This window comes from Flavobacterium micromati, assembly GCF_900129585.1.
Taxonomy (GTDB): Bacteria; Bacteroidota; Bacteroidia; order Flavobacteriales; family Flavobacteriaceae; genus Flavobacterium; species Flavobacterium micromati.
In genome coordinates, this window is record NZ_FQWF01000011.1 from 44,541 (window position 1) to 70,943 (window position 26,403).

At 33.3% G+C, this 26,403-nt stretch carries 21 protein-coding genes; 9 read left to right on the forward strand and 12 right to left on the reverse strand.

Annotation, left to right across the window (positions count from 1 at the left end):
• Positions 1-156 precede the first annotated feature (156 nt).
• The gene (gene asnS, locus BUB42_RS12225) at positions 157-1,593 is read right to left on the reverse strand and encodes an asparagine--tRNA ligase (protein ID WP_073021036.1); all 1,437 of its coding nucleotides are present in this window, start codon (positions 1,591-1,593) and stop codon (positions 157-159) included.
• Positions 1,594-2,051: 458 nt separating this feature from the next.
• On the opposite strand from asnS, the gene BUB42_RS12230 reads away from it, so the two are divergent.
• Complete coding sequence (locus BUB42_RS12230; RefSeq protein WP_073020756.1) at positions 2,052-3,212, forward strand: IS110 family RNA-guided transposase; 1,161 nt, start codon at positions 2,052-2,054, stop codon at positions 3,210-3,212.
• Positions 3,213-3,915: 703 nt separating this feature from the next.
• Here BUB42_RS12230 and BUB42_RS12235 read toward each other — a convergent pair.
• On the reverse strand, positions 3,916-5,097 hold the full coding sequence (locus BUB42_RS12235) for an NAD(P)-dependent alcohol dehydrogenase (RefSeq protein WP_073020758.1): 1,182 nt from the start codon (positions 5,095-5,097) through the stop codon (positions 3,916-3,918).
• Between the two features lie 891 nt (positions 5,098-5,988).
• Here BUB42_RS12235 and BUB42_RS12240 point away from each other — a divergent pair.
• Positions 5,989-6,906 carry an ABC transporter substrate-binding protein gene (locus BUB42_RS12240; protein ID WP_073021038.1) on the forward strand — a complete coding sequence of 306 codons (918 nt, stop codon included), beginning with the start codon at positions 5,989-5,991 and terminating at the stop codon, positions 6,904-6,906.
• Positions 6,907-6,980: 74 nt separating this feature from the next.
• On the opposite strand, the gene BUB42_RS12245 is transcribed toward BUB42_RS12240, so the two are convergent.
• Both BUB42_RS12245 and BUB42_RS12250 read right to left on the reverse strand, forming a co-directional pair.
• Positions 6,981-7,277: a hypothetical protein gene (locus BUB42_RS12245; protein ID WP_073020759.1), complete on the reverse strand. Its 297-nt coding sequence runs from the start codon at positions 7,275-7,277 to the stop codon at positions 6,981-6,983.
• Positions 7,278-7,415: 138 nt separating this feature from the next.
• The gene (locus tag BUB42_RS12250; RefSeq protein WP_073020762.1) at positions 7,416-9,833 is read right to left on the reverse strand and encodes an efflux RND transporter permease subunit; all 2,418 of its coding nucleotides are present in this window, start codon (positions 9,831-9,833) and stop codon (positions 7,416-7,418) included.
• Positions 9,834-10,031: 198 nt separating this feature from the next.
• On the opposite strand from BUB42_RS12250, the gene BUB42_RS12255 reads away from it, so the two are divergent.
• Both BUB42_RS12255 and BUB42_RS12260 read left to right on the forward strand, forming a co-directional pair.
• A complete protein-coding gene (locus BUB42_RS12255; protein WP_073020764.1) occupies positions 10,032-12,302 on the forward strand; it encodes a cation:proton antiporter in 2,271 nt (756 codons plus the stop codon).
• Between the two features lies 1 nt (position 12,303).
• On the forward strand, positions 12,304-12,633 hold the full coding sequence (locus tag BUB42_RS12260) for a DMT family transporter (protein ID WP_073020766.1): 330 nt from the start codon (positions 12,304-12,306) through the stop codon (positions 12,631-12,633).
• Positions 12,634-12,790: 157 nt separating this feature from the next.
• Here BUB42_RS12260 and BUB42_RS12265 read toward each other — a convergent pair whose 3' ends face one another.
• From BUB42_RS12265 to BUB42_RS12280, 4 genes are all read right to left on the reverse strand, one after another.
• Complete coding sequence (locus tag BUB42_RS12265; protein ID WP_073020768.1) at positions 12,791-13,465, reverse strand: SDR family NAD(P)-dependent oxidoreductase; 675 nt, start codon at positions 13,463-13,465, stop codon at positions 12,791-12,793.
• 331 nt (positions 13,466-13,796) lie between these two features.
• Complete coding sequence (frr, locus tag BUB42_RS12270) at positions 13,797-14,360, reverse strand: ribosome recycling factor (protein WP_073020769.1); 564 nt, start codon at positions 14,358-14,360, stop codon at positions 13,797-13,799.
• 38 nt (positions 14,361-14,398) lie between these two features.
• Positions 14,399-15,106: a UMP kinase gene (gene pyrH, locus BUB42_RS12275; protein WP_073020771.1), complete on the reverse strand. Its 708-nt coding sequence runs from the start codon at positions 15,104-15,106 to the stop codon at positions 14,399-14,401.
• A gap of 67 nt (positions 15,107-15,173) precedes the next feature.
• Entirely contained in the window at positions 15,174-15,953 is a 780-nt protein-coding gene (locus tag BUB42_RS12280; protein WP_073020773.1) for a patatin-like phospholipase family protein, read from the reverse strand.
• 105 nt (positions 15,954-16,058) lie between these two features.
• On the opposite strand from BUB42_RS12280, the gene BUB42_RS12285 reads away from it, so the two are divergent.
• Positions 16,059-16,664, forward strand: coding sequence for a thioredoxin family protein (locus BUB42_RS12285; protein WP_073020775.1), 606 nt, complete (start codon positions 16,059-16,061; stop codon positions 16,662-16,664).
• A 930-nt stretch (positions 16,665-17,594) separates the two neighbouring features.
• On the opposite strand, the gene truB is transcribed toward BUB42_RS12285, so the two are convergent.
• From truB to BUB42_RS12305, 4 genes are all read right to left on the reverse strand, one after another.
• Positions 17,595-18,296: a tRNA pseudouridine(55) synthase TruB gene (gene truB / locus BUB42_RS12290; RefSeq protein WP_073020776.1), complete on the reverse strand. Its 702-nt coding sequence runs from the start codon at positions 18,294-18,296 to the stop codon at positions 17,595-17,597.
• 6 nt (positions 18,297-18,302) lie between these two features.
• The gene (locus BUB42_RS12295; protein WP_073020778.1) at positions 18,303-19,112 is read right to left on the reverse strand and encodes an undecaprenyl-diphosphate phosphatase; all 810 of its coding nucleotides are present in this window, start codon (positions 19,110-19,112) and stop codon (positions 18,303-18,305) included.
• Complete coding sequence (locus BUB42_RS12300) at positions 19,113-19,355, reverse strand: DUF3098 domain-containing protein (RefSeq protein ID WP_073020779.1); 243 nt, start codon at positions 19,353-19,355, stop codon at positions 19,113-19,115.
• Positions 19,356-19,422: 67 nt separating this feature from the next.
• Positions 19,423-20,298 (reverse strand): cell division protein FtsX, encoded by an 876-nt coding sequence (locus tag BUB42_RS12305; RefSeq protein WP_073020781.1) that lies wholly within the window; start codon positions 20,296-20,298, stop codon positions 19,423-19,425.
• A gap of 214 nt (positions 20,299-20,512) precedes the next feature.
• Here BUB42_RS12305 and BUB42_RS12310 point away from each other — a divergent pair, with 214 nt between their 5' ends.
• The 4 genes from BUB42_RS12310 to BUB42_RS12325 all read left to right on the forward strand — a co-directional run bounded on the left by BUB42_RS12310 (position 20,513) and on the right by BUB42_RS12325 (position 26,274).
• On the forward strand, positions 20,513-24,112 hold the full coding sequence (locus tag BUB42_RS12310) for a class I tRNA ligase family protein (protein ID WP_073020783.1): 3,600 nt from the start codon (positions 20,513-20,515) through the stop codon (positions 24,110-24,112).
• Between the two features lie 248 nt (positions 24,113-24,360).
• The gene (locus BUB42_RS12315) at positions 24,361-25,209 is read left to right on the forward strand and encodes an alpha/beta fold hydrolase (protein WP_073020784.1); all 849 of its coding nucleotides are present in this window, start codon (positions 24,361-24,363) and stop codon (positions 25,207-25,209) included.
• Between the two features lie 2 nt (positions 25,210-25,211).
• Positions 25,212-25,682, forward strand: coding sequence for an RNA polymerase sigma factor (locus tag BUB42_RS12320; RefSeq protein WP_073020786.1), 471 nt, complete (start codon positions 25,212-25,214; stop codon positions 25,680-25,682).
• Positions 25,672-26,274: a hypothetical protein gene (locus BUB42_RS12325; RefSeq protein ID WP_073020788.1), complete on the forward strand. Its 603-nt coding sequence runs from the start codon at positions 25,672-25,674 to the stop codon at positions 26,272-26,274. Before BUB42_RS12320 ends, BUB42_RS12325 begins: the two co-directional genes overlap by 11 nt.
• The last annotated feature ends 129 nt before the right edge of the window (positions 26,275-26,403 follow it).

Here is a 26,403-nt window from a genome sequence, read left to right on the forward strand (position 1 = left end):
AAAAACTTAGAGTTTTTGTGCCTTTGTAGCAAATCTATTAAATAAATAAACTTTGTGCCTTAGCGCCTTTGTGGCAAAGCTATTATTTATTCAAAATAAAAACATAGCGTCTTAATGCCTTTTTAGCAAACATTTAAAAAAACTTCGTGGTAAAAACTAAAACTCCGCATTCATAGGTGTTCTAGGAAAAGGAATTACATCTCTAATGTTTGTCATTCCAGTCACAAAAAGCACTAATCTTTCAAATCCAAGTCCGAAACCAGAATGAACCGCTGAACCAAATTTTCTAGTGTCTAAGTACCACCATAATTCCTCTTCATCAATTCCTATTACTTTCATTTTTTCAATCAAAACATCGTAACGTTCTTCTCGTTGTGAGCCGCCCACAATTTCTCCAATTCCTGGAAACAAAATATCCATTGCCGCAACTGTTTTTCCATCTTCGTTCAAACGCATGTAAAAAGATTTGATGTTTGCTGGATAATCATAAACAATTACTGGACATTTAAAATGTTTTTCAACCAAATAACGTTCGTGCTCACTTTGCAAATCAGCGCCCCATTCATCAATGATATAACTAAATTTCTTCTTTTTGTTAGGTGTACATTCTCTCAAAATAGCGATAGCTTCAGTGTATGAAACACGCTTAAAATTATTTTCTAAAACAAAATTTAATTTATCAAGCAAAGCTAATTCGCTTCGATCTGCTTGCGGTTTTGATTTTTCTTCCTCTAGAAGGCGGCTCTCTAAAAACTTCAAATCGGCGGGACATTTATCCAATGTATATTTGATCACATACTGAATAAAATCTTCCGCTAAATCCATGTTATCATGCAAATCATTAAATGCCACTTCGGGTTCAATCATCCAAAATTCGGCCAAATGGCGTGAAGTGTTTGAATTTTCCGCACGGAATGTTGGTCCAAAAGTATATATTTGGCCCAAAGCCATTGCAAAAGTTTCCCCTTCTAATTGTCCAGAAACAGTAAGGTTTGTCTGTTTTCCAAAGAAATCTTTTTTATAATCGATACTTCCTTCTTCATTTTTAGGTAAATCATCAAGTGGCAATGACGTTACTTGAAACATTTCACCGGCGCCTTCGGCATCAGCACCAGTAATCACTGGCGTATTCACGTAAACAAAGCCTTTTTCTTGAAAGTAACTATGCACCGCAAATGATAATACTGATCGCACTCTCATAATTGCACCAAATACATTAGTGCGGACTCTTAAATGCGCATTTTCACGCAAGAAATCAAGACTCGGTTTATTCTTAGGTTGTATTGGAAACTTCTCAGCATCTGAATCTCCAAGGATTTCCAGTTTAACAACTTGAATCTCAAATTTTTGACCTGCGCCTTTACTTTCAATTAAAGTGCCTGTTACTGATATCGCTGCTCCAGTAGTTATTCTCTTTAAGGTTTCGTCTGCCGTATTCTCAAAATCAACAACACATTGTATGTTATCAATGGTCGAACCATCGTTTAAAGCAATAAATTGATTGTTTCTAAAAGTTCTCACCCATCCTTTTGCATTAACTTCATGAAGCGTCGTGGTACTGTTTAGTAAGTCTTTAACTTTTGTATGTCTCATTTTATCTGTATAGTTGATATTTAAAATTGTTTTGTAACCGAACTGCAAATATAAATCATTTGTTTGGAAAAGTCATTGTGAGAAATGAAGCAATCTAATGAGTATTTTGTTTTTTTTGGAGCTATTTCCCGCTATCCATTACAATCTTATTGTTTTTAAAAACAAAAACAATAAGGATTTCCACTTTAATCGGGGCTCATATCTTTGACATAGTTTAAAATGGTATGAAAATGTATCTTTGATATACAACAATTAATAGGCAAAACGAAATGGCCAAATTCTGTCGGGGCGAAATACATCAGTAGATGATATTGTACACAATAGGTTAATCCATTTCGTTTTTATTACATTTCGAGTCACAATAGTACTTAAAGACCAATTTATTAATTTGGATCTTGTATAAAAAATGATCAAAGATTGATGTGATATTTTGTTTATTGATACTAAATCAAAGCGTTATGAACTTAAAGTATTCGGTTGGATTAGATGTTTCAAGCAAAAAAATTAATGCTTGTATGAGTGTTATTGATGAAAAGCAAAAGGTAGTTGTAAAATCAAGTACCATAATTTGTAACACATTAAAAGGTTTTGCAACCTTGGAAGAGTGGATTATAAAGCAAAAAAAGGAAGCTATTCCAGTAGTTGTTTGTATGGAAGCCACAGGAATTTATCACGAGAATTGTGCGTATTATTTGCATGGAAAAGATTTTAATGTTTCTATAATTTTGCCTAACAAGGCAAAGAAGTACTTGGAAGCTATCGGATTAAAGTCCAAGAATGACAGCATTGATGCCAAAGGTTTGTCTCAAATGGGAGCTGAACAATGTTTGGAGTTTTGGGAACCAATGGGAACATTTTTTTATGAATTGCGATTGCTAACTCGACAACATCAAAATGTCACAGAACTCAAAACAGTGTTAAAGAATCAATTAAGTGCTTTGAGTTATGCAATGCATCATTTAGACGCCGTAAATAATCAGTTAGAGCAGACCATAATTTTATTTGAAACGCAACTTAAAGAGCTAGATAAAGAAATAAAAGCACATTTGAAATCGAATAACGAGGTTCATGAAAAGGCTGAAAACATATTAAAAATGAAAGGATTAGGTATTTTGACATTGAGTACTGTTCTGGCAGAAACGAACGGATTTACCTTGTTTAATAACTATAAACAATTGGTGTCTTATGCAGGTTACGATGTTGTAGAAGCACAATCAGGAACACGTGTTGGTAAAACAAAAATATCAAAGCGAGGAAACTCACGAATAAGACGTGCCTTGCACATGCCATCTTTGGTAGTTATTCAATGCAAAGTCAAACCATTTAAAGACCTATACGATAGAACTTATGAAAAACATGCAATAAAAATGAAAAGTTACGTTGCAGTTCAAAAGAAACTTCTAATAATGATTTATCATTTATGGAATAAAAATGAAGTTTACGACGCAAATTATCAATTAAATATCCAAGAAGAGGAGCAAAAGTTTTCTCTCGGGCAATTGGCTTCGGAGAAGACACAATTGCAAAAAAATAGCCCCAATTTAGAAATTGAGGCTACACAAGGTAAACATCCAGTGAATTATCGCAAGAAGCTTCCTCTCGGTGCTGCAAATATATAAAAATTCACAAAAATAAATTAGGTATTAAAGATAGTACCTATGATGTATTGGAATTGCGGTCTTTTAACATTAATTTAAAACTGAAAAACACTTCCTCAAAGTTAGAAACTTTGCGGAGAGGTATAATTAAGACAAACTACTCCAATTGTCACGCTGGAAGCGTCCCAACAAACGAGCGCAATTTAATGTGGAGTTTTGAGAATGGATAGTTTAATACAATCAGTAAAAAACTAAAATTCACATCCTGAAAGTTAGAAACTTTGCGGAGCGGAGTTGTTCTCAATGCGCTTTATGGCATTTGTCACGCTGGAAGCGTCCCAACAAACAAGTGCAATTTAATGTGGAGTTTTGAGAATAGATAGTTTAATACAATCAGTTAAAAACTGAAACACATCCTCAAAATTAAAAACTTTACGGGGCGTGTCCATTTGTCACGCTGGAAGCGTCTCAATAAGCGGGCGCAATTTAATTGGTGTTTTTTAGCGAGGTAAGTTCATTGCCATCAGTAAAAAACTGAAAATCACATCCTCAAAGTTGGAAACTTTGCGGAGCGTTTCCAATTGTTACGCTGGAAGCGTCCCACATCCTCTAAGTTAGAATCTTTGCGGCGCAGGGACACTAGGGTCAGCATTTTTAAATCATCAACTTTTAATTTGTTTATTTTATTATTTTACCAAATCATTTCGTTAACTGATTGGCAAAATTAAATTGTTGCAGCGTCAATTACATAACGGTAGCGTGCTTCTTTATTCACTACCTTTTCCCACGCTTCATTGATTTTTTCAGCTTTAATTATTTGTATTTGCGGATAAATTTTATTTTTCGCACAATAATCTATTACCTCTTGTGTTTCAGGAATACCGCCGATTAGCGAACCATTAAAATTGACACGATTTGATATCATGTCAAATGTGTTAATCGTTAGTTCTCCATTTATTGGTATTCCAACTTGGGTAAAAGAACCATTAGGTTTTACACAAGAAAGATAACTTGACACATCATAAGCATAAGGAATTGTAGAAATCATGTAATCCATTTTCCCGAACCACGGCTTTAATTTTTCTGATGAATCGACAACAATTACCTCTTTAGCACCAAATCCTTTACTATCGTTTACTTTTGAAGGCGAAGTTGTAAAGGCATAAACTTCTGCACCTTTTGAAACTGCCAATTTAATAGCCAAATGCCCCAAGCCACCAATACCAACTACGCCAACTTTATCGCCCTTTTTTACTTTTATTTTCATCATTGGCGAATACGTAGTTATACCAGCACAAAGTAAAGGGGCAGCAAATTGCAAGTCCATATTTGATGGGATTTTAATGGCAAAATGCTCCGTTACTACGATATTGTTAGCATATCCTCCCTGCGTAATTCCTGTTGGGGATGATTTTTCGGGTGCGCCGTAAGTGCCAACCATTCCGGTGGTTTCGCAATGATTTTCATCACCGTTTTTACAACTATCGCATTTCATACAACTGTTGACCATGCATCCAACGCCTGCTTTATCGCCAACTTTGAACTTGCTAACATTTTTACCAACAGCGGTCACAATACCTGCAATTTCGTGACCCGGAATTTGTGGATATTGCTGTTTTGTCCAATGCCCTTTTATTGTGTGTATATCAGAATGGCAAATTCCTGAAAACTTAATTTCAATTAAGAGATCATGGTCGCCAACAGGTCTGCGTTCAAAATTCCACAAAACTAATTTTCCTTTCTCGTCTTTTCCTGCATATCCTTTTGATGGAATATTATTGCTCATGCCATTTGTATTTTGAGTAGCAAATAAGTAATTTGGGTTTAAGAGCATCAATCCAACACCACTGATTGCTGTTTGATGAATAAATTTTCTTCGAGATTGTGAGTTGTCATATTTTTTCATAATTTTTTTTGATTAATTATTAATAACTATACGCTTGCAATTACTCTTGCTGTAACGACTTTGTTGTTAAAATTTTTAATTTTGAATGAATCTGAGCAAATACTAAAAAATAAATGTAATATCAATACAATAGAAGTGAAGTTTGACAAAATTAGCTACCATAATCTATGTACACTTGCATAATTTTAATGATAAGTTACAAGATTCACACATTGTATTTAAAGTAGGAAATATGACAATAAATAAGGTTTGGTAAAATACGAGGTTTGCAGAATTGCACTAAGTGTTGATTTAATTTTACTTGTGTAATGTATTGTTTGGACGGACAATCCATTAATAGATTTTTATTTTTTTGATTGAATTATGGTTATGGTATTTAAAACTGATGTCTAATAAAAAAAAAGACAAATACTTTTTGAATTATTGATTAAACACTACTTGAAAGTCCGTATAAATTTTGATATAAACGATCGTAATATAATTCTAATAACCAAATTAGAAGACATTTAAGCAGATGTAGTAATATAGAAACATAAGAAAGAAAACTTTATTAAAACTATTAAAACTAGATTACTTCTTGAAATCATTACCAATTTTGATGAAGATTTAAGATTATTAAAAGAATTTCCTTGTAAATCGAAATTAGAGGTATAAGTTGCCTTTTTTTGTTACAAACACATGTAAAAAATTTAAAAATAACTCCTACGAAGAAAAAAATTTAAACTCAAATCTGCGTTCCAAACCGCAGCAAATTATGTTTATTCACTAAATAATTTTGCACTTACCAACTTAATATTATTTAAAAAAATTAAATAAATTCCTATATTGGGGAGCAATAAACAGATCTTTGCTGGTAAACTAATTCTCGTAAGAAATAAATTCCCAAAAAAAATGACAACTTTAAAAATTGCTTTAGATTGGACTCCAAATATAAATCACATAGGTATATTAATAGCCAAAGAACTTGGAATGTATCAACAATACGGTATCGACCTTACAATTATAAGCCCACTGACAGATAATTATGAAGTTACTCCAGGTAAAAAATTAGAGTCTGATTTAGCCGACTTTGTACTAGCTCCTTTTGAAACCGTAATAAGTCTTAATAATAAGGAAAATGAAGTTGACGCAATTGCGGTTTTTGCAATTTTGCAGGAAGATATTAGCAGTATTGCATCTCTTCAATCAACTGCATTGGCGAATCCTAAAGCATTGGATGGAAAAACGTACGCATCCTACAAAGCACGATATGAAGATAAAATAGTAAAAGAACTTGTTATAAATGATGGTGGAGAAGGGATTTTCAAGATTGTCTATCCAGACAAATTAGGGATTTGGAATACATTATTAGATGGAACTGCTGATGCAACTTGGATATTTAATAACTGGGAAGGTATAGAAGCGGAGAGTAAAAACATTGCACTAAATAAATGGTCTTTAAATGACTACGCTATTCCTTACGGCTACTCGCCAGTTATAATTACGAAACGAAAAAATTTAAAAAATAATCTCGCACTCTATTCTAATTTTATTAAAGCGACTCGCAACGGTTATTTGTTCGCAACGGAAAATAAATCTGTATCAATTGAAATTTTGAGAAGCTATTTAACCGCTTATGACAAAGAAAATATGAACCTTGAAAAAGCACTCGACGCAACGATTACTTATTTTGGAGATCATAACAATTGCGGTAGAATGAATCAAGAAAGAGTTGACACATTTTTAAATTGGCTAGTAGAAAATAATTTAGAAAAACCTAAAATTAAAAATCAGCAGTTATTCACGAATGAGCTGCTGAATTTAATTTGAGGGAAAATAAAAAAGGTGCTGAATGGTTTATAAAAAGTTCTAACTCTCAGCCCGCCTGAATTGAGTTACACGCTTTAATTATTATTATTTTTTTTTAATAAGTTCATTTTACTATTTGCGATAGAATCAATTTTTGAAGTCGATTTAGTAATCAATGAGTCGAGTTTTTTTACCCTAGCACCTTCTTTATTGATGATGGAGTCGAGTGAATTTACTTTCTTTAACTCTTTATTTACCAGCGAATCTAGCTTTTCCGTCTTAGCATTTAACTGATTAATTTTTTCTTCAGCTTGTTTGGAAATATCACCGCATGAAATAAGTACACCAGTAAACGTAATTAGAACAAAGCTACTGTAAAAATGGTTTTTCATTACTAAATTATATTAGATTAAAAATTAGAATTATTTGCTAAATAAACGATATTCTTCTTTTAATTATGCGAGGGTTAAAGTACAACATTAGGTTGAATAATAGGAGTTAATTTTGTAATGTAAAAGCAAAAACCTCACTTATTTATTTTTCTCTAAATCATCAATTTCTTCATCGCTTGGTTCAATAATATCAATTATAGGTTCGATAAAATCTTGTTTATTGGCCAGCTTTTTGTTTAAAGTTAATACTAAAGACGGAAGTAACATTAAATTAGACAACATACCAAAAGCCAATGTAATTGCAATTAATCCTCCCAAAGCAATCGTTCCGCCAAAATCTGATAACATAAATACAGAGAAACCGACAAATAATACTACTGAGGTATAAAACATACTTATACCAGATTCCCTTATTGTAGCAAAAACAGATTTTTTAATCTTCCAATTGTTATGTTTTAATTCCTGACGGTATTGAGCAAGAAAATGAATGGTGTCATCTACCGAAAGTCCAAATGCGATGCTAAATACTAAAATGGTAGACGGCTTTAACGGAATTCCAAAATATCCCATTAATCCAGCAGTAATAACCAGCGGTAACAAATTTGGAATCAATGAAACGACAACCATTTTAAAAGAGCGAAACATGAAAACCATTAATAGTGAAATTAATAGTACCGCGAAGAGTAAGGAGCTAACTAAATTGTCAAGTAAGTATTGTGTGCCTTTTTCAAATACTAAGGCCTTGCCCGTCATAATTACTGTGTATCGGTCTTTTGGAAATACTTCATTGGCTTTCGCCCAAAGTTTATCTTCAATTTTAGCCATGTTCCCAGTGCCTATATCTCGCATAAAAGTTGTAATTCTTGCGACTTGCCCTGTGCTATCAACGTAACTTTTCATCAAATTTTCGTTGTTTTTCGCAGCCACATTTTTAGCATATCCCAAAATAAAACTTTGCTCTTGCGACGTAGGTAAGTCATAATATGCAGGATTTCCATTGTAGTAAGCCTGTTTGGAATATTTCACAAGATTTAAGATCGAAATAGGTTTAGAAAGTTCTGGAATATCTTCTATAGTTTGTTGGAGTTCATCCATATTTGATAAAGTAGATAGTTTCATGACACCTTTCTTTCTTTTGGTGTCTACCGTAATTTCAAGAGGCATAATTCCTTCAAATTCTTTTTCGAAAAAGAGTATGTCTTTATAAAAACTAGTGTTCTTTGGCATGTCCTCAATCAAACTTCCAGATGTTTTGATCTTCAATGCGCCCATAATACTCACCAAAAATAAAATTAGAGTTACAATATAAACATAACGTCTGTTGTGTTTTACTGTTTTTTCGATCCACTTGATAAAAACTCTGGTGTAATTTCGGTTTAAATGTTCTAGATGTTTTTGCTTTGGGACGGGTTGAAAGCTGTAATAGATAGGAATTACAATTAAACATAAAAAGAAAAGCGAAACGATACTCAGCGAAGATATGATTCCAAACTCCTTTAATAACTGACTACTAGTAATAATAAAAGTAGCAAATCCAGCCGCTGTGGTTAAATTTGTCATTAGTGTTGCCGTTCCCACTTTAGTAATTACGCGCTGTAATGCCTTAGCTTTATTCCCATGAGCGCTGTATTCTTGCTGATATTTATTAGTTAGGAAAATACAGTTGGGAATCCCAATTACTATAACTAGCGTTGGCACTAATGCCGTTAGCACAGTAATATGATAATTAAATAATCCCAATAATCCAAAAGTCCACATCACTCCAATAATCACAATCAAAATTGCAATTAATGTTGCTCTAAAAGAACGGAAGAAAAAGAAAAATATAAGTGAGGTAAGTAATAACGATGCACCAATAAACAAACTGATTTCGCTTAAAATGCTCATTGCATTCAGAGTACGAATGTATGGCATTCCAGAAACACGCAAATCAATACCAGTTTCTTGCTCAAATGTGTTTATCTTGGGGATGAAATCATTAACAATATAATCTTTTCGCCTTGCGGTATTAACAATTTTTTTGTCCAAGTAAATAGCTGAGCGGATGCTTCCACTTTTTTTATTAAAAAGCAGACCTTCATAAAATGGCATATTTTCAAACAAATCTTTTTTGATACTGTTCAAATACTGCTTACTGCTTGTTTTATTACTATTTACAAATGGAACAAGTTCAAAACGTTCTAAACTATCATTTTTTTGAAGCTGCTTTAGATCATTTATAGAAACAACTAAGTCAACTTCTTGCTGGGCTTTAATATCTGTCATTAATTTGTTCCAAGCAGCAAAGGCTTTTGGTGTGAAAAAAGCATCATCTTTTACACCAACAACAATTAAATTTCCTTCTTCTCCAAATTTCTCTAAAAAAGTTTTATAATCACTATTAACAACATTATCATCAGGTAATAAATTAGCCTCGGTAAATGAAAACTGTATATTTTTCCATTGTAGGGCTAAGAGAACTGTGATAACAGCGATAATGGACAACATTAAAATTCTATTTCTGAGGACTATTCGAGCTATTAGCTCCCAAAACCCTACACTAAACCACTTAATCATAATTCCTATTTATCGGGTGCAAAGGTAGTTAAAACCACTATAAATCATCGGTTTTAAGGTAAAGTTTTTGTTGTCTTACAGTTGCATTTAAGGGAGCTTTTATTTTGCAATAAAATAATTTTGTGGGATATAAATTATACATCTGAATTCCTCATCTTTGTTTTTTGAGAATGGCGCCTAAATACATAGAATTAGTATATGAAGAATTATAAAAACACAGTGTTTTATTTAAGTGTTACCGGCGGTTTTATTGCATTGATGTATTGGATCATCATTAAGGGAAAAAAATTAGAGACAAGCGAAGTCATCGTAACTCCAGAAAGCGGAAAAGGATCGTGGGGTGATTTTCTAGCCTCAATGCAGCATAATTTCCAGGATCCATTAGCGATACTACTGGCACAAATTTTAACAATTATTCTGGTTGCCAGAGTTTTTGGTTGGGTATTTAAAAAAATTGGTCAGCCCTCAGTAATTGGGGAAATTATTGCAGGAATTGTTCTAGGTCCATCTTTACTAGGAATGTATTTTCCTGAATTTTCGACTGTTCTATTTCCAGTAGAATCATTGGGTAACTTAAAATTTTTAAGCCAAATAGGTTTGATTCTTTTTATGTTTGTGATAGGAATGGAACTGGATTTAAAAGTTTTGAAAAACAAGGCTAATGAAGCAGTTGTAATAAGTCACGCTAGTATTGTAATTCCATTTGCACTAGGAATTGGTTTGGCTTATTACGTTTATGATCAATTTGCTCCCGTTGGAGTAAAGTTTCTTTCGTTTGCTTTATTCATGGGAATCGCTCTCAGCATCACTGCTTTTCCAGTTCTTGCACGAATTGTACAAGAGAGAGGAATTCATAAAACTAAACTAGGTTCGATTGTTATCACGTGCGCCGCCGCTGATGACATTACTGCATGGTGTATTCTTGCAGTGGTTATTGCTATTGTAAAAGCGGGCACCTTTGTCAGTTCACTTTACATTATCATGCTCGCAGTACTTTATGTGCTTGCCATGATTTATATTGTCAAACCATTTTTAAAACGTATTGGCGACTTATATGGTTCTAAAGATAGTATTGTAAAACCTGTAGTGGCAATCTTTTTTCTAGTTCTCATTATTTCCTCGTATGCCACTGAGGTTATTGGAATTCACGCCTTATTTGGAGCATTTATGGCGGGTGCTATCATGCCTGATGTTCCCAAATTAAGGACTATATTCATAGAAAAAGTAGAGGATGTAGCGCTAATTCTGCTGCTTCCGTTGTTTTTCGTGTTTACAGGATTAAAAACTGAAATTGGTCTACTAAACGATCCATACCTCTGGAAAGTCACTGGATTTATTATTCTGGTTGCTGTTGTTGGTAAGTTTGTTGGTAGTGCCTTAGCGGCAAAATTTGTTGGTCAAACTTGGCGCGATAGCTTAACTATTGGTGCTCTTATGAACACGCGGGGTTTGATGGAGTTAATTGTGTTAAACATTGGATTAGAACTAAAAGTTTTAACTCCCGAAGTTTTTACAATGATGGTAATCATGGCGCTAGTGACTACTTTCATGACCGGACCAGCTTTAGATTTCATCAATTTTATTTTTAAAAATAAAGATGTAAGCGCTAATATTGACGGTTTAAATGATAAAAAATACCGTGTCCTAATTTCGTTTGGGAATAATGAAAAAGGCAAATCGTTACTTCGTGTAGCAAATAGTTTGATCAAGAAGCAAAAAACTCAATCAAGTGTCACTGTGATGCATTTGTCTTTAAGTGATGAGGTGCATACTTTTAATTTAGAAGATAAAGAGAAAAATAGTTTTGATCCTATTGTTGAAGAATCGCAATTGCTAAAACAAGAAATAACTACCATTTTTAAATCAACAATTGATATTGAATCTGAGATTGCTGAGGTTGCAAATGAGGGCGAATACGATTTACTATTGATAGGTTTAGGGAAATCTATTTTTGAAGGCACAATCTTAGGAAAAGTAATTGGATTTACAACTAGGATAATTAATCCAGATCGATTGATAGATAAGTTTACTGGAAAAGAAGGTTTGTTTGAGAATTCGCCGTTTGATGAAAGAACAAGACAAATTATTTCGAGAACTAAAATGCCAATGGGTATTTTAATTGACAAAGATTTGCAGCAAATTGAAAGAGTTTTTATTCCAATTTTTTCTACCGAGGATTCGTTTTTGTTGGATTATGTCCAAAAATTGATTTATAATAACAATACAAAAATTGAGTTTCTAGATAATAACGGACATCTAATCACTAATTTTATAATGAAGACGGCTTTAGATTCGCTAGAGCAGAAACATCCAAATAATATTAGTGTCATTCCAAATGATTCAACTGTTAACGAATTCCTTGATCAAAAAGATTTGATGCTAATAAGTTTAGAAAGTTGGAAAAAACTGGTAGATTCAAGAAGCATTTGGTTGAGTGAAGTGCCGTCAGTTCTAATTTTAAAACAATAACATGAATTGGATATTATTAATTATCGGTGGCCTTTTTGAAGTGGGCTTTGCAACTTGTTTGGGCAAAGCCAAGGAGAGCACTGGAATAACCGCTACATTGTGGCTAGCTGGTTTTTTAGCCTGTTTGGCAGTCAGTATGATATTGCTGTACAAAGCGACACAAACACTTCCCATAGGAACAGCGTATGCGGTTTGGACTGGAATTGGTGCAGTAGGAACCGTGCTTATTGGAATATTTGTTTTTAAAGAGCCAGCTGATTTTTGGCGAATATTTTTTATTACAACTTTAATTAGTTCTATTATTGGATTGAAATTAGTTTCGAATGCTTAGTGGAGTTTGATTATTAAAGACAATGGGTTTCCGCTTCATAAAGTTGCGAACTTCGGATAATCGTACTTTTGACTAAAATAAAAATTCTTGCGAAACGTAAACGCGAATTAACGACAAATTTGTAATTTCTCGAAATGGCTGTTGTGCGTTCGTTGTTTTACCACACAATTTCAGTTTCCGTTTCCACATCCCAGAATATTCCACTTTTAAAATCACTAATTGTAAAGTCAAATATACCTTTTGCAGATTCTTCGGTTGAAAGTCTTCCTTCTGTAATATTACTTTTCGCAATTGTTGTTCGCACCCAACCGGGATGAAGAGAAGCGACTTTTATTTTTTCGGAAAGTCTATTTGAAAGGATTTTTGTGTACATATTTAATGCCGTTTTTGACATTCGGTAAGCAACTGAATCTATTCTTTCGCATAGAGCTATTGATCCCATTTTTGAAGAAATGTTTATTATTTTTCCATCAATATTTATGTTTTCGATTAGTACTTCCGTTAAAAAAGTTGTTCCAATTACATTAACAGCAAAAGTCTGTTTGAAAGTTATTTCTTCCGGATTATTAAAATCTAAATCTGGCCCAATTCCCGCATTATTTATTAAAATATCTATTTTTCTTCCTTTCTCGTTTATTTCTTTTTTAAGAATCTCAATATTTTTAAAATCTGATAAGTCTAACTGTAAAGTTTCAAAATTTTCATTTTCAATTCCTTCAATTTTGCCCGACCTTGAAGTTCCAATTACTTTAAATCCATTTTCTAAAAACTTTTTAGCCAATGAAAATCCAATACCTTTACTTGCTCCTGTAATTAAAATAGTTTTATTCATTTCTGTTAGTTATCTGTTTTTTGGTGGTTGCTACACAATGACGCACAACTCAATTATAATGGACATTTTTGATTTTACTTAGGCATTTAGGTAAGGATGTCTATAATATGAATTTTTGATTTAGTTTTTATTTTTGTCAATAAATGCTGTGCTTCACAAATGCTACTCCGTTAACATGACAAACTAAAAGATGTATAGTCAAAGCAAATGAAACAGTGCCCGAGTAACAGAAAATTGCGTGACATTAAAAACAGTTTATTTTAATATTCGCAAAAAAAGAATCCGTTTTGCTGAAGTTTAGCAAAACGGATTCTTAGTACTTATTAAAAAATTAAACCTTCATAATTTCTGCTTCTTTCACAACTAAAAGTTCATCAATTTTACGGATAAAACTATTAGTTAAGGTTTGAACTTCTTCTTCCGCATTTTTACAAAGATCTTCTGATGTACCTTCTTTTTCAAGTTTTTTAATATCAGTATTAGCATCTTTACGAGCACTTCTTATACCTACTTTTGCATCCTCCGATTCGGCTTTAGCTTGTTTGGCGAGCTCGCGTCGACGTTCTTCGGTCAATGCTGGAACGCTTATTATAATTACATCGCCATTGTTCATTGGATTAAATCCAATATTGGCAATCATAATCGCTTTTTCAATTGGATGAAGCATGTTTTTTTCAAAAGGCTGTAGCGTGATCGTTCTAGCATCAGGTACACTAATTTTTGATACTTGTGAAAGCGGCGTTGCTGATCCATAATAATCTACAAAAACACTTCCAAGCATCGCTGGAGATGCTTTACCTGCTCGAATATTTAAAAATTCTTTTTCTAAATGCGCAATAGATCCAGTCATGGATTCTTTCGTACTGTCTAAAATAAATTCAATTTCTTCAGTCATAATTTTATTTTTTAATCCTGTTTCTAAGGATTTTACGCTTATATATTTACTACGGTTCCTACTTTTTCTCCCACACAGATTTTCAGTAAGTTTCCTGTCTTGTTCATATCAAAAACTACAATAGGCACTTTATTTTCTTGACTTAATGTAAAAGCAGTTGTGTCCATTACATTCAGTCCTTTTTTAAGAACATCATCAAAAGAAATATAATCAAATTTTACAGCAGTTGGATTTTTCTCTGGATCACAATCATAAACACCGTCAACACGAGTTCCTTTTAAGATAACATCTGCATTCATTTCAATTCCTCGTAAAACGGCAGCTGTGTCAGTGGTAAAATAAGGATTTCCTGTTCCTGCCCCAAAAATTACGATCCTTCCTTTTTCAAGGTGACGATCCGCTCTTCGCTTAATATAGGGTTCAGCTATAGATTCCATTTTTAATGCAGTTTGTAAACGGGTTTTCATCCCTTTTTCTTCTAAAGCTCCTTGTAAGGCCATTCCATTTATAACAGTTGCTAGCATTCCCATATAATCTCCTTGTACACGATCCATTCCTGCGCTCGCTCCTGCAACTCCCCTAAAAATATTTCCACCACCTATAACAATGGCTATTTCTACTCCTTTATCATGAATTTGCTTAATTTCGATAGCGTATTCCGCTAACCTTTTTGGGTCAATTCCGTACTGCAAATCACCCATTAAAGCTTCACCACTTAATTTTAGAAGAATTCTTTTATATTTCATTTTGTGTTGCGTTGATTCGTGCAAATATAGACATATTCTGATTTTTAAAAATAGTGTTGCTTAAATTTTATAGTGTTAGTTTTTCAAAAGATTCTTTTGCGGCTTCATATCCTATTTTAAAAATAGCATTCATCTTTAATTTATTGGTTTCAAAAGTTCGGTATAAACACAAATCGGTTGGTTCAATAACCCAATCGCAATTATTGAATTTATGCATGTTAGAGTTGGCCGAAAGGATGTCAAAAGCTCTAGTAGTTACTGCTTTGATTGAATTTAAATCTTTGGCTTCAATTTTTTGAATTGGACTCACATAAATTCCAATTAAAGTTTCACAATGTCCTTGCAGTAAATCGGTTGGGAAATGATTTAGAATTCCGCCATCGCTATACAATCGTCCATTAATTTCATACGGCGACATTATTCCTGGAAATGCTGACGAAGCTAAAACTGCATCAATAATTTTAGTATCTGGACTAAAAACTTTTAGTTTTCCACTTACCATGTCAGTTGCGGTAATATGAATAGGAATTTTTAATTCTGCTAAAGTAGCGTCTTTAAAAATGGCGTGGAAATAATGATTAAAAGACTCGGAATCAATTAATCCAGGCTTTTTAAAAGTAAGGTGTTTCCAATGGAAAAGATAAATAGATTTAAAAAAATCAAGAATTTCATCTGGGGTTTTCCCCCAAGAATACATTGCCCCAACGATTGATCCAGCACTTGTTCCGGCAATTCGTTTTGGCGTAATATTTTGTTCTTCTAAGAATTTGATTGCGCCAGCTTGCGCTAAACCCTTTGAACCTCCGCCAGACAGAATCAATCCAATTGATTTTGTTTTTAAGTCCATAGTATTTATTTGGATCAAATTTACACTTTTTGATGGTTTCAAGCTGATAATTGTCACAATTTGGCTCGAGTTTTATAGTAACTTTGTAAATATAAATTAGAAAACATGAAAACTACAATTGCGAAAGCTTTATTTAATAGTCATCCTTACTTAGAATACAGAAAACTTGTTTCTGATTTGTTACTGGAAAATAAATCAACAGGTCACGAGCAATCAGATGATTTAACGCACTACAGCTCTTTAAATGAAACCCGAATGAATCGTCTAGATAAAACGATTACAATAAGTGACGAGAATAAGCAGAAATTAAGTAGGTTAAAAGGAGAATATATTTGGCTTGTTATTTCTGAAGGATGGTGTGGTGATGCTGCACAACTCTTACCAATTGTCGAAAAAATGGCTATTGAATCAGGTAAAATTGAACTCAGGATTGTTTTGAGAGATGAGAATGAAGATTTTATGAAATTATTTTTAACCAACAAATCAAAGTCGATTCCAATAGTAGTTATTATTGACAAAGTTACAGGCAGTGTATTAGGTAAATGGGGTCCAAGGCCTAAGGGAGCTACTGAATTAATTGAGAATTATAAAAAAGAATTTGGCGTTATTGATGAAACGATAAAAACGAATTTGCAAATGTGGTATTTGTATGACAAAGGGGTAAGTACGCAAAACGAAATTATTGATTTGATGCAGCTATTAAATCAGTAAATATCTACGATACAATGATAGTTTTAATGCGGTAAAAATAAAAAATAATTTTTGATGTAATTTTAACTTCTACGTTCCAAAATATTTTGTAACTTAGTGATCGCCAATCAAGTCTATCATTTCAAATCTTCTTTTATGGGTTTAAATATTGTTTAACAATAAAAAAACATCATTATGAAAAGGTTATTTGAAAGGGTTTATGATTATATTTCGTATCTACTTTTTGGAGGTAAGAAAATTTCTAATTATTAACCCGTGGCTTCGGCTCTTAGCAAAAAAGGTATGCATTAAAAAGTACTTTTATTTTTATTTACAAAAAACACATCGCAAATTCATTAAAGATTTTGCCATGTGTTTTTGATTTTTTAGTATTACCAAGAATAAAACCACGTCCTATTGTATAATTTTAATTGGGAAATTTAAGGATAATATTTAGCGTATTTTTCTGATTTCGAAACGGTAAATCGGAGCGATGGAGTTTAATAAAAAATATGTCATCACCAGCACTCTTTATCTCAAAACCTATTTTTTTATATCCTCCGTCAAATTTCTGCAGCTCGGAGGGTTCTAAATTCCATATCCTAATTGTAATTTTAAGCGAGTCTCATCACCCTGTTTTAGTTTTAATTTGAAGTTAGCAAATACAGGAGTTACAACTAAATCATCAATCAACTCCCAATTTCTACTGGTAAGTATTGTAAGTTTAAATCATTTTTTATGGCATATTCCTCTACCTATTTTGGTTCTTATACCGTTTAGAGTAAAGCAATAATTTCTTTAGTATGCGTCTTGATTTTTTTACATTCCTATTAGATTACCTTTAATTCAAATAATAACATCAATTTGAAAATGAGTAGATCTTTATTTTAAGAAAAGGCGCATAGACATTTTAATAAAAATAAAATTTGAATTGTGAATCTTACTAAAGTATTAAACCTTATTTGATAAACTTTCTTCAAATTCGGTTACATCAGTGCCGTCAATTACATTGTAGTCTCCTATTTTTGTTCGGCGCAAAGCTATTAAGTGCGAGCCAGAATTCATAGCTTTTCCAAAATCAAAAGCTAGTGAGCGGATATAAGTTCCTTTACTACAAACAACTCTAAAATCGATTTCTGGAAGCGCAATTCTTATAATTTCAAACTCGTGAATCGTAGTTTTCCTAAAAGCGATTTCCACGGTTTCTCCTGCGCGCGCATGTTCATATAAGCGAACACCGTCTTTTTTTATGGCTGAATAAATAGGTGGTTTTTGATCGATCTCGCCAAGAAATTGTTTAACTGTTTCATGAATCAAAGCCTCATTTATATGTGATGTTGGAAATGTTTGGTTAATCTCAGTTTCCAAATCATACGATGGAGTAGTGGCGCCTACGTAAAAAGTTCCCGTATATTCTTTGGCTTGACCTTGAAGTTCAGTAATTCTTTTCGTAAATTTTCCTGTACAAACTAATAATAATCCAGTTGCTAATGGATCTAATGTTCCAGCATGACCAATTTTAAATTTTTTAGGAAGTCCAAGTTTATTAATTAGCGCATATTTTAATTTATTTACTGCTTGAAAGGAGGTCCAATTCAAGGGTTTGTCAATAAGCAAAATTTGTCCCTCTAGGAAATCTTCGACTGTTTTCAAAAGTTATTATTTATAGTATGAAAAATATGTTAGTAAAAACAAGCCAACAATTATGCGGTACCAACCCCAAGGTTTAAAACCGTATTTTTTAATAATCTCAATGAAGAATTTTATTGCTAATACAGCAACGATAAAAGCAACTACATTTCCAATAAGAAACAATTGAATGTTTTCGTTTGATTTTAAAATCAGTTCGTAACCTTTCATTTGGGACGACTCATATGTTTTTAGGAAAACAGAATAACAAGTTACTGCCATCATTGTAGGTACAGCAAGAAAAAAAGAAAATTCAGCTGCGACGTGACGTGTCAATCCTTGTTGCATTCCACCAATTATAGAAGCTGCGGATCTACTTGTTCCCGGCATCATTGCTAAACATTGCCAAAAACCAATTACAACTGCTTTCTTGATCGTTATATCTTCTTCTTTAACAATGGTTGGATTTTGAAAACGATTATCAATAAAAAGTAAAATTATGCCTCCTAATATCAATACAATCGCAATGGGAATAGGATCTCCCAAAACGGCTTCAATTTTATCATCAAATAACTTTCCTAAAACTAAAGCTGGGATTACAGCACATATAAGTTTAACGTAAAAATTGAATTTGGAGAAATCAAAAAACTTTTTCCAGTACAAAGCTACAACGGCCAAAATAGCTCCAAACTGAATAGAAACCTGAAAAAGTTTTACAAAATCATCTTCTTGTATCCCAAAGTATGAACTTACAAATACCATGTGCGCCGTTGATGAAACAGGAAGATATTCAGTTATTCCTTCGATAAGCGCAATTAAAAAAGCCTGCAATGTATTCATTTATGCTTTTTTTGGGTTTTTAAGAATGGCATAAATCGTAATTCCAAAACCGATTAAAACCGTGGTTGGAGCCAGTCTAATTCTTCTAAAATTAAAGATTTCCTCTTTAAACACATTTGGATCTTCGCTTCCACCGCCTGCCATTAGAATAAATCCTAAAGTTATCACTGCAATTCCAATCAATAGAATTTTGTAATTTATTTTGTCAAAAAGAAATTCTGCTTTCTGTTCGTTATTTTTCATTTATGCTGAATTATGATGTTTTTTTAGGAAATCTTAAATCTAAAAATCGTTAATCTACAATCTAAAATTAATATAAATCGTCCGTTCTTAAATTCAAGAAACGCTGCGTCGCTAAATAAGTGCTTAGCCAAGTGATTAATATTCCAATTACTAAAACTCCTGCAAGTACAATTCCAATCAGCGCTTTGTCTTCTAAAATCCCCAAGTTTGGAAAACTATTTTCAACATAAATTAATACGCCAATTAACGCAAAAACAGCTAGAATAGCACCCGCCATCCCCAGTTTGACGCTTCGCATTAAAAATGGTTTTCTAATAAACGACTTTGTAGCACCAACCATTTGCATTGTTTTTATAATAAAACGGTTTGAGTGTATCGATAAGCGCAATGAACTATTGATTAATAATACAGCAATAATGGCCAAGAAACTGCTGATTATCAAAATCCAACTACTCACTTTTTTAATATTATCATTTACTAAATTCACTAATTGCTTGTCATATACAATATCGGAGACCATTGTGTTCTTGCGTAATGCGGTTTCAATTTTTGCAATGCTATCTTTTACAACGTAATTAGCTTTTAAGTGTATGTCATAAGAATTTTGCAATGGATTTTCTCCAAGAAAGGTCATAAAATCCTCGCCTATGATGTCTGTGTGTTGTTTAGCGGCTGCATCTTTGGCTACAAAATCATAAGATTTCACGAAATAGCTTGCTTTTAATTCATTTCCAAAACCTTTTAAAATGCTATCATTAGCTTCATTTTTGAAAAAAACCGTCATGGCAATATTCTCTCTAAAATCGTTAGCTAATTTATTAGAATTTATAATAAAGAGACCAAGAAATCCCAATAGAAATAAGACTAAGAATATGCTCAGCACTACTGAAAAATAGGAAGAAATAAGGCGACGTTTTTGAAAATTGTCAAAGGAAGAACTCATAGTTTACTTAAATTATGGGGTAAAAATAATAAAGAATTTCTTTATTTGAAGTTAATAACGTCCAAAGTTTTAACTTTCGTACAATAAACGTAATTTTGCGACCAGAAATTTTGCAACCCATTCGGGGTTCAAATCCCTGAATGGGTTAAAAGTAGTAGCTAAATGGCTTTAGTGCGCGATAGCCTGACTCCGTTAAAAAACAATAAAAAAGAGAATGAAATACAATCCGAACGAAATTGAAGCCAAATGGCAAAAATATTGGTTAGAAAATGAAACTTTTAAAGCCGAAAATAACTCACAAAAGCCAAAGTATTATGTACTCGACATGTTCCCTTATCCCTCTGGAGCTGGTTTACACGTAGGACATCCGCTAGGATACATTGCATCAGATGTTTATTCTCGCTATAAAAGACATCAGGGTTTTAATGTGTTGCATCCTATGGGTTATGACAGTTTTGGATTGCCTGCTGAACAATATGCTATTCAAACGGGTCAGCGTCCAGAGGATACAACTTCGGTAAACATTGATGGTGGTGTTGATAAGGAGGGAAATAAAATCGCTGGATATAGAAAACAACTTGACAAAATTGGGTTTTCATTTGATTGGAGTAGGGAAGTACGTACTTCAAATCCGGATTACTATAAACATACTCAGTGGATCTTCATCCAATTATTCAATTCTTGGTACAATAAAAGCAATGATAAAGCAGAAGACATTTCGGCTTTAACTGCAATTTTTGAAAAAGAAGGAAATGCAAATGTAAACGCGGTTTGTGACGACAATATTAAAGGTTTTTCCTCAAGCGAATGGAACGCTTTCGCAAAAGTACAGCAAGAAAAAATCCTTTTACAATACCGATTGACATATTTAGCGGAAACGGAAGTCAACTGGTGTCCAGGATTGGGAACGGTTTTGGCTAATGACGAAATTATAAACGGTGTTTCTGAACGTGGTGGTTTTACTGTTGTTCGAAAGAAAATGACGCAATGGAGTATGCGAATTTCAGCTTACGCCGAGCGATTGTTGCAAGGATTGAACGATATTGATTGGAGTGAAAGTATTAAAGAAAGTCAACGGAATTGGATTGGGAAATCAGTTGGAGCGATGGTGGAATTCAAAATCCTCACCCCTACCCTCTCCAAAGGAGAGGGAGCCGATGCTGGATATATGACTGGTGATCCACAAACCGCAGCAATACTTTTAGACCACGCCAAAGGAATGAGAAAAGAGCCAACAGTGGAAGAAGCAATGCTGTGGGATCAGATAAGAAATAGAAAATTAAATGATAAATTCCGAAGACAACATTTGGTTGGAAAATATATTGTTGATTTTGTTTGTCTTGAAAAAAAGTTAATTATCGAAGTTGATGGAGGATACCATAGTACAAAAGAACAAATTGAGCTAGATGAGGCAAGGACTTTTGAATTAGAACAAAAACATCTTTACAAAGTAATTCGATTTACAAATGAAGAAGTGAATTCTGAAGTTAATAAAGTCATTTCAAAAATAAAACTAGAGTTAAGCAATATAGTACTGCACCATAAAGCGAATCCAGTTTCGACTCCCTCTCCTTTGGAGAGGGTCGGGGTGAGGATTTTCACAACTCGTCCCGATACCATTTTCGGCGTTACATTTATGACTTTAGCGCCAGAACACCCTTTGGTTCAAGAAATCACAACGGTTGAACAATTAGCGGCAGTCAATGCGTATATAGAAAAAACATCAAAACGTTCCGAGAGAGAACGTATGGCGGATGTAAAAACGATTTCAGGTGTTTTTACCGGAGCCTATGCTGAGCATCCATTTACTAAGGAGCCAATTCCAGTTTGGATTGGGGACTATGTTTTAGCAGGTTATGGAACAGGAGCCGTAATGGCCGTTCCTTGCGGAGATGAGAGAGATTTCGCTTTTGCGAATTTCTTTAAAGACAATCCCGAAACTTCGGGAGGAATGCCGGATATCAAGAACATATTTGCTTTGAATTCCCCTCCCGCGGAGGGGTGCCCGCAGGGCGGGGTGGATTTAGCTTTTACTGAAAAAGGTGGTTTTACATTATGCAATTCTGATTTTTTAAACGGATTGGGTTACAAAGAGGGAACTCAAAAAGTAATTGCAGCGTTAGAAGAAATCAACCAAGGAAAAGGAAAAATCAATTACCGTTTGCGTGATGCAGTTTTTTCTCGTCAAAGATACTGGGGAGAACCGTTTCCAGTGTATTATGTGAATGGTTTACCACAAATGATTGATGCAAAATATTTACCCATTATTTTGCCGGAAGTAGAAAAATATTTACCTACAGAAGATGGTTTACCGCCTTTAGGAAATGCAGCGGTTTGGGCTTGGGATAGCGTGAATAATAAAGTAGTTGATACGGCTCTTGTCAGTTCGAGTGCAGTCGAGAACCCAACTATTTTTCCTCTGGAATTAAACACCATGCCAGGCTGGGCGGGAAGTTCGTTTTACTGGATGCGTTACATGGATGCCCACAACGAAAACGAATTTGCCAGTCAAGAGGCATTAAAATACTGGGAAAGTGTAGATTTATATATTGGCGGAAGCGAACATGCAACGGGTCACTTGTTGTATTCTCGTTTTTGGAACAAATTCCTAAAAGATAAAGGCTTTGCGCCAACCGAAGAACCATTCAAAAAACTGATTAATCAGGGAATGATTTTGGGGACTAGTGCGTTTGTTTATCGATTGGAGGTTTTGTTTCATTGGAACAAACCTAATTCATTGGCAGTGTCAGGTACTGAGGGAGTAGTTTACAAAGAAATTTTTGTATCTAAAAATTTAATAGAGAAGTATAAGAAAGAACACAATGATTCTTTCTTACCCAAAGAACTCAGAGATGATATAGGAATTAAGGCTTCTTTTTTCAAAAGTAAATATAAAGATTTAAATGTTAGTTATACGTTAGATTTTCATCCAATTCACGCTGATGTTTCAATGGTAAATTCATCTGATGAGTTAGATATTGAAGCTTTCAAAAATTGGAGAGAAGATTATAAAGATGCTCAATTTATTCTAGAAAATGGAGATGTTTACGGTTCAGGCTCCCTCTCCTTTGGAGAGGGTCGGGGAGAGGATAAATACATCGTCGGTCGCGAAGTAGAAAAAATGTCAAAATCGAAATACAATGTAGTGACGCCGGATGATATTTGCAATGAATATGGAGCAGATACGTTGCGTTTGTATGAAATGTTTTTAGGACCATTGGAACAAGCAAAACCATGGAATACTGCCGGAATTTCTGGGGTTTTTGGTTTCTTAAAAAAATTATGGCGTTTGTATCATAGTGGGCCAGATGATTCTTTTTATGTTTCTGACTCCCTTCCTTCGGAGGGGTCAAGGGAGGCTTTAAAATCGTTACACAAAACTATTAAAAAAGTAGCGGAAGATATTGAGAATTTCTCTTTCAATACTTCGGTATCGCAGTTTATGATTTGTGTGAATGAATTATCGACGCAAAATTGTCATTCCCGAGCTATTCTTGAACCATTAGCAATTGTGATTTCGCCTTATGCACCGCATATCGCGGAGGAATTATGGTCGTTGTTAGGAAATAAAGGTTCAATCTCAACGGTTGCTTTTCCAGTTTTCGAACCGGCTCATTTAGTAGAAAGTGAAAAAGAATATCCTGTTTCATTTAACGGAAAAATGCGCTTTACTATCAAATTGCCATTGGACTTAACCAAGGAACAAATTGAAGAAATAGTAATGAATGACGAAAGAACTATCAATCAATTAGACGGTAAAACTCCAAATAAAGTGATTATCGTTCCAGGAAAGATTATCAATTTAGTGGGTTAGATTAAGTGTAAATGGGTAGTTGTAAATTGAAATTCCAATAATTCTATATAAAGTCCAAATATCAACAATTGTTGAGATTTGGGCTTTTTTTTAATCTTTAGTTTTTAGCTTTAGACCCATGTTTGTGTAGGTTTATTGTTTGTTGAAGAAATAATTAAAAAAAAATATACTATAATTTGTAACATTTTAATAGTTTACGTATCCAAAGTTCGGATCCGCTTAATTAACAATTTTAAAACTATCAAAAAATGAAAAAACATATCTTTTTAATTATCACATTATTAGTATCGGCGGTAAGTTTAAATGTATTTGGACAACTAAAATCATATCCATTTGAAGTCGTAAAATCAGGAAAAGGGAAACAGTCCATTGTGTTTATTCCAGGGTTTGCTAGTTCAGGAGATGTATGGAATGAAACAAAGGCTAATTTTGAAAAAGAATTTACCTGTTACACTTTGACAATGGCAGGTTTTACAGGAGTTGAACCACAAATAAATGCTACTTTTAGAAGTTGGGAAATAGAAATTGTGAATTACATAAAAGCCAATAGTATTGAAAAGCCAATTATCATTGGTCATAGTATGGGTGGCGGACTTGCATTGGCCATAGCTTCCGATTATCCAGATTTAGTTGCCAAAATTATTGTTGTAGATGCGGTTCCATGTTTGTCCGCTATGAGAAATCCAAAGTTTAAATCGGTTGAAAATAACGATTGCTCAGTACTGGTAAATCAAATGATGGCTATGTCTAATTATCAGTTTTATGAAATGCAAAAAGCAACAATGCCTAGCCTTTTGCAAGATGCTACAAAGTTAGATATGGTCGTTGATTGGAGCGTAAAATCGGATCGAAAAACATTCGCAGAAGTATTTTGTGATTTCTCAAATACCGATTTAAGAGAAAAAATTTCGGCTGTAACATGTCCTTCATTGATTTTGCTAGAATCTTATTTTGTAAATTTAAAATCTGCCATAGATGACCAATACAAAAATCTTAAAACAGCTAATTTTCAATACGCTACTAAAGGTTTGCATTTTATAATGTATGATGATAAAGAGTGGTATGTAGCGCAGCTTAACAGTTTTATAAAATCGTAACAATGGAGTTTGAAAATATTTATAAAACATATTGGGACAAGATATTTAGACTTTGTATGGGTTTTGTAAACGATTATGATATTGCTCAAGATTTGGCACAAGAAACTTTTATTATTGTCTGGCAAAAATTAGAGACTTTTAGAAACGAATCGAACATTGGAACGTGGATTTTTAGAATTGCTTCTAATAATTGCTTAAGGCAGATTGAGAAAGAGAAACGATTTCCAAAATCAGAATTGCCATTACATATCACCGAAGAAAAGCATTATTCCTTAGAGCCTCAAATCGAGTTATTATACAAGTGCATTGCTGAATTACCCGAAGCGGATCGTATTATAATTTCATTAGAATTAGAGGAAGTAAGACAAGCTGAAATTGCTAAAATCGTAGGACTTTCAGAAGCCAATATCCGTGTGAAAATTCATAGAATAAAAGAAAAGCTGACGCAAAAATTCAAAGAAAATGGAAAATAATAACAAGATAGACTTTAAGGATCTATGGAAACAACAAACTATAAGTCCGTCAAATATTGAAGATTTGCTTTCAAAACTGAAGCATTTTAAAAAAGCAAGTCTAAGAAAAATAATCGTTGTAAATATTCTGCTTATTGCAACAAGTATATTTATTGTTTTTATTTGGTACACGTATCAACCGGCGTTTATTTCAACTAAAATCGGGATTATTATGACGATTTTAGCGATGCTTGTTTATCTTCTGGTTTACAATAAATTGGCTTTATTTTATAAGAGTATCGATAGTAATCAAAGTAATAGCGAATACATAAAAAAATTAGTTGCCATTAAAACAAAACAACAATTTTTACAATCTCTTGTACTAAGTATGTATTTTATTTTGCTTGGGTCAGGGTTGAGTTTGTACATGTATGAATACACATCCCGAATGACAATCCTTTGGGCGATTATCGCTTACGGTTTGACACTAAGCTGGGTTGGTTTTAATTGGTTTTATTTAAGACCAAAAGCTATCAAAAAAGAGCAGGATAAAGTCAATGATTTGATTGCTAAATTTGAAATTGTAAATAATCAGTTGAAAGAAGATTTGTAACATATTTTTACAATTCAAGAATCCAAATTCCAATCGCTGGACTTTGGATTTTTTTATTTTTGAAATATTTAACTAATGTCAATTTGTCATTGTCAAAATTTGGTTCGTAATTTGTTTGTTAACTTTTAA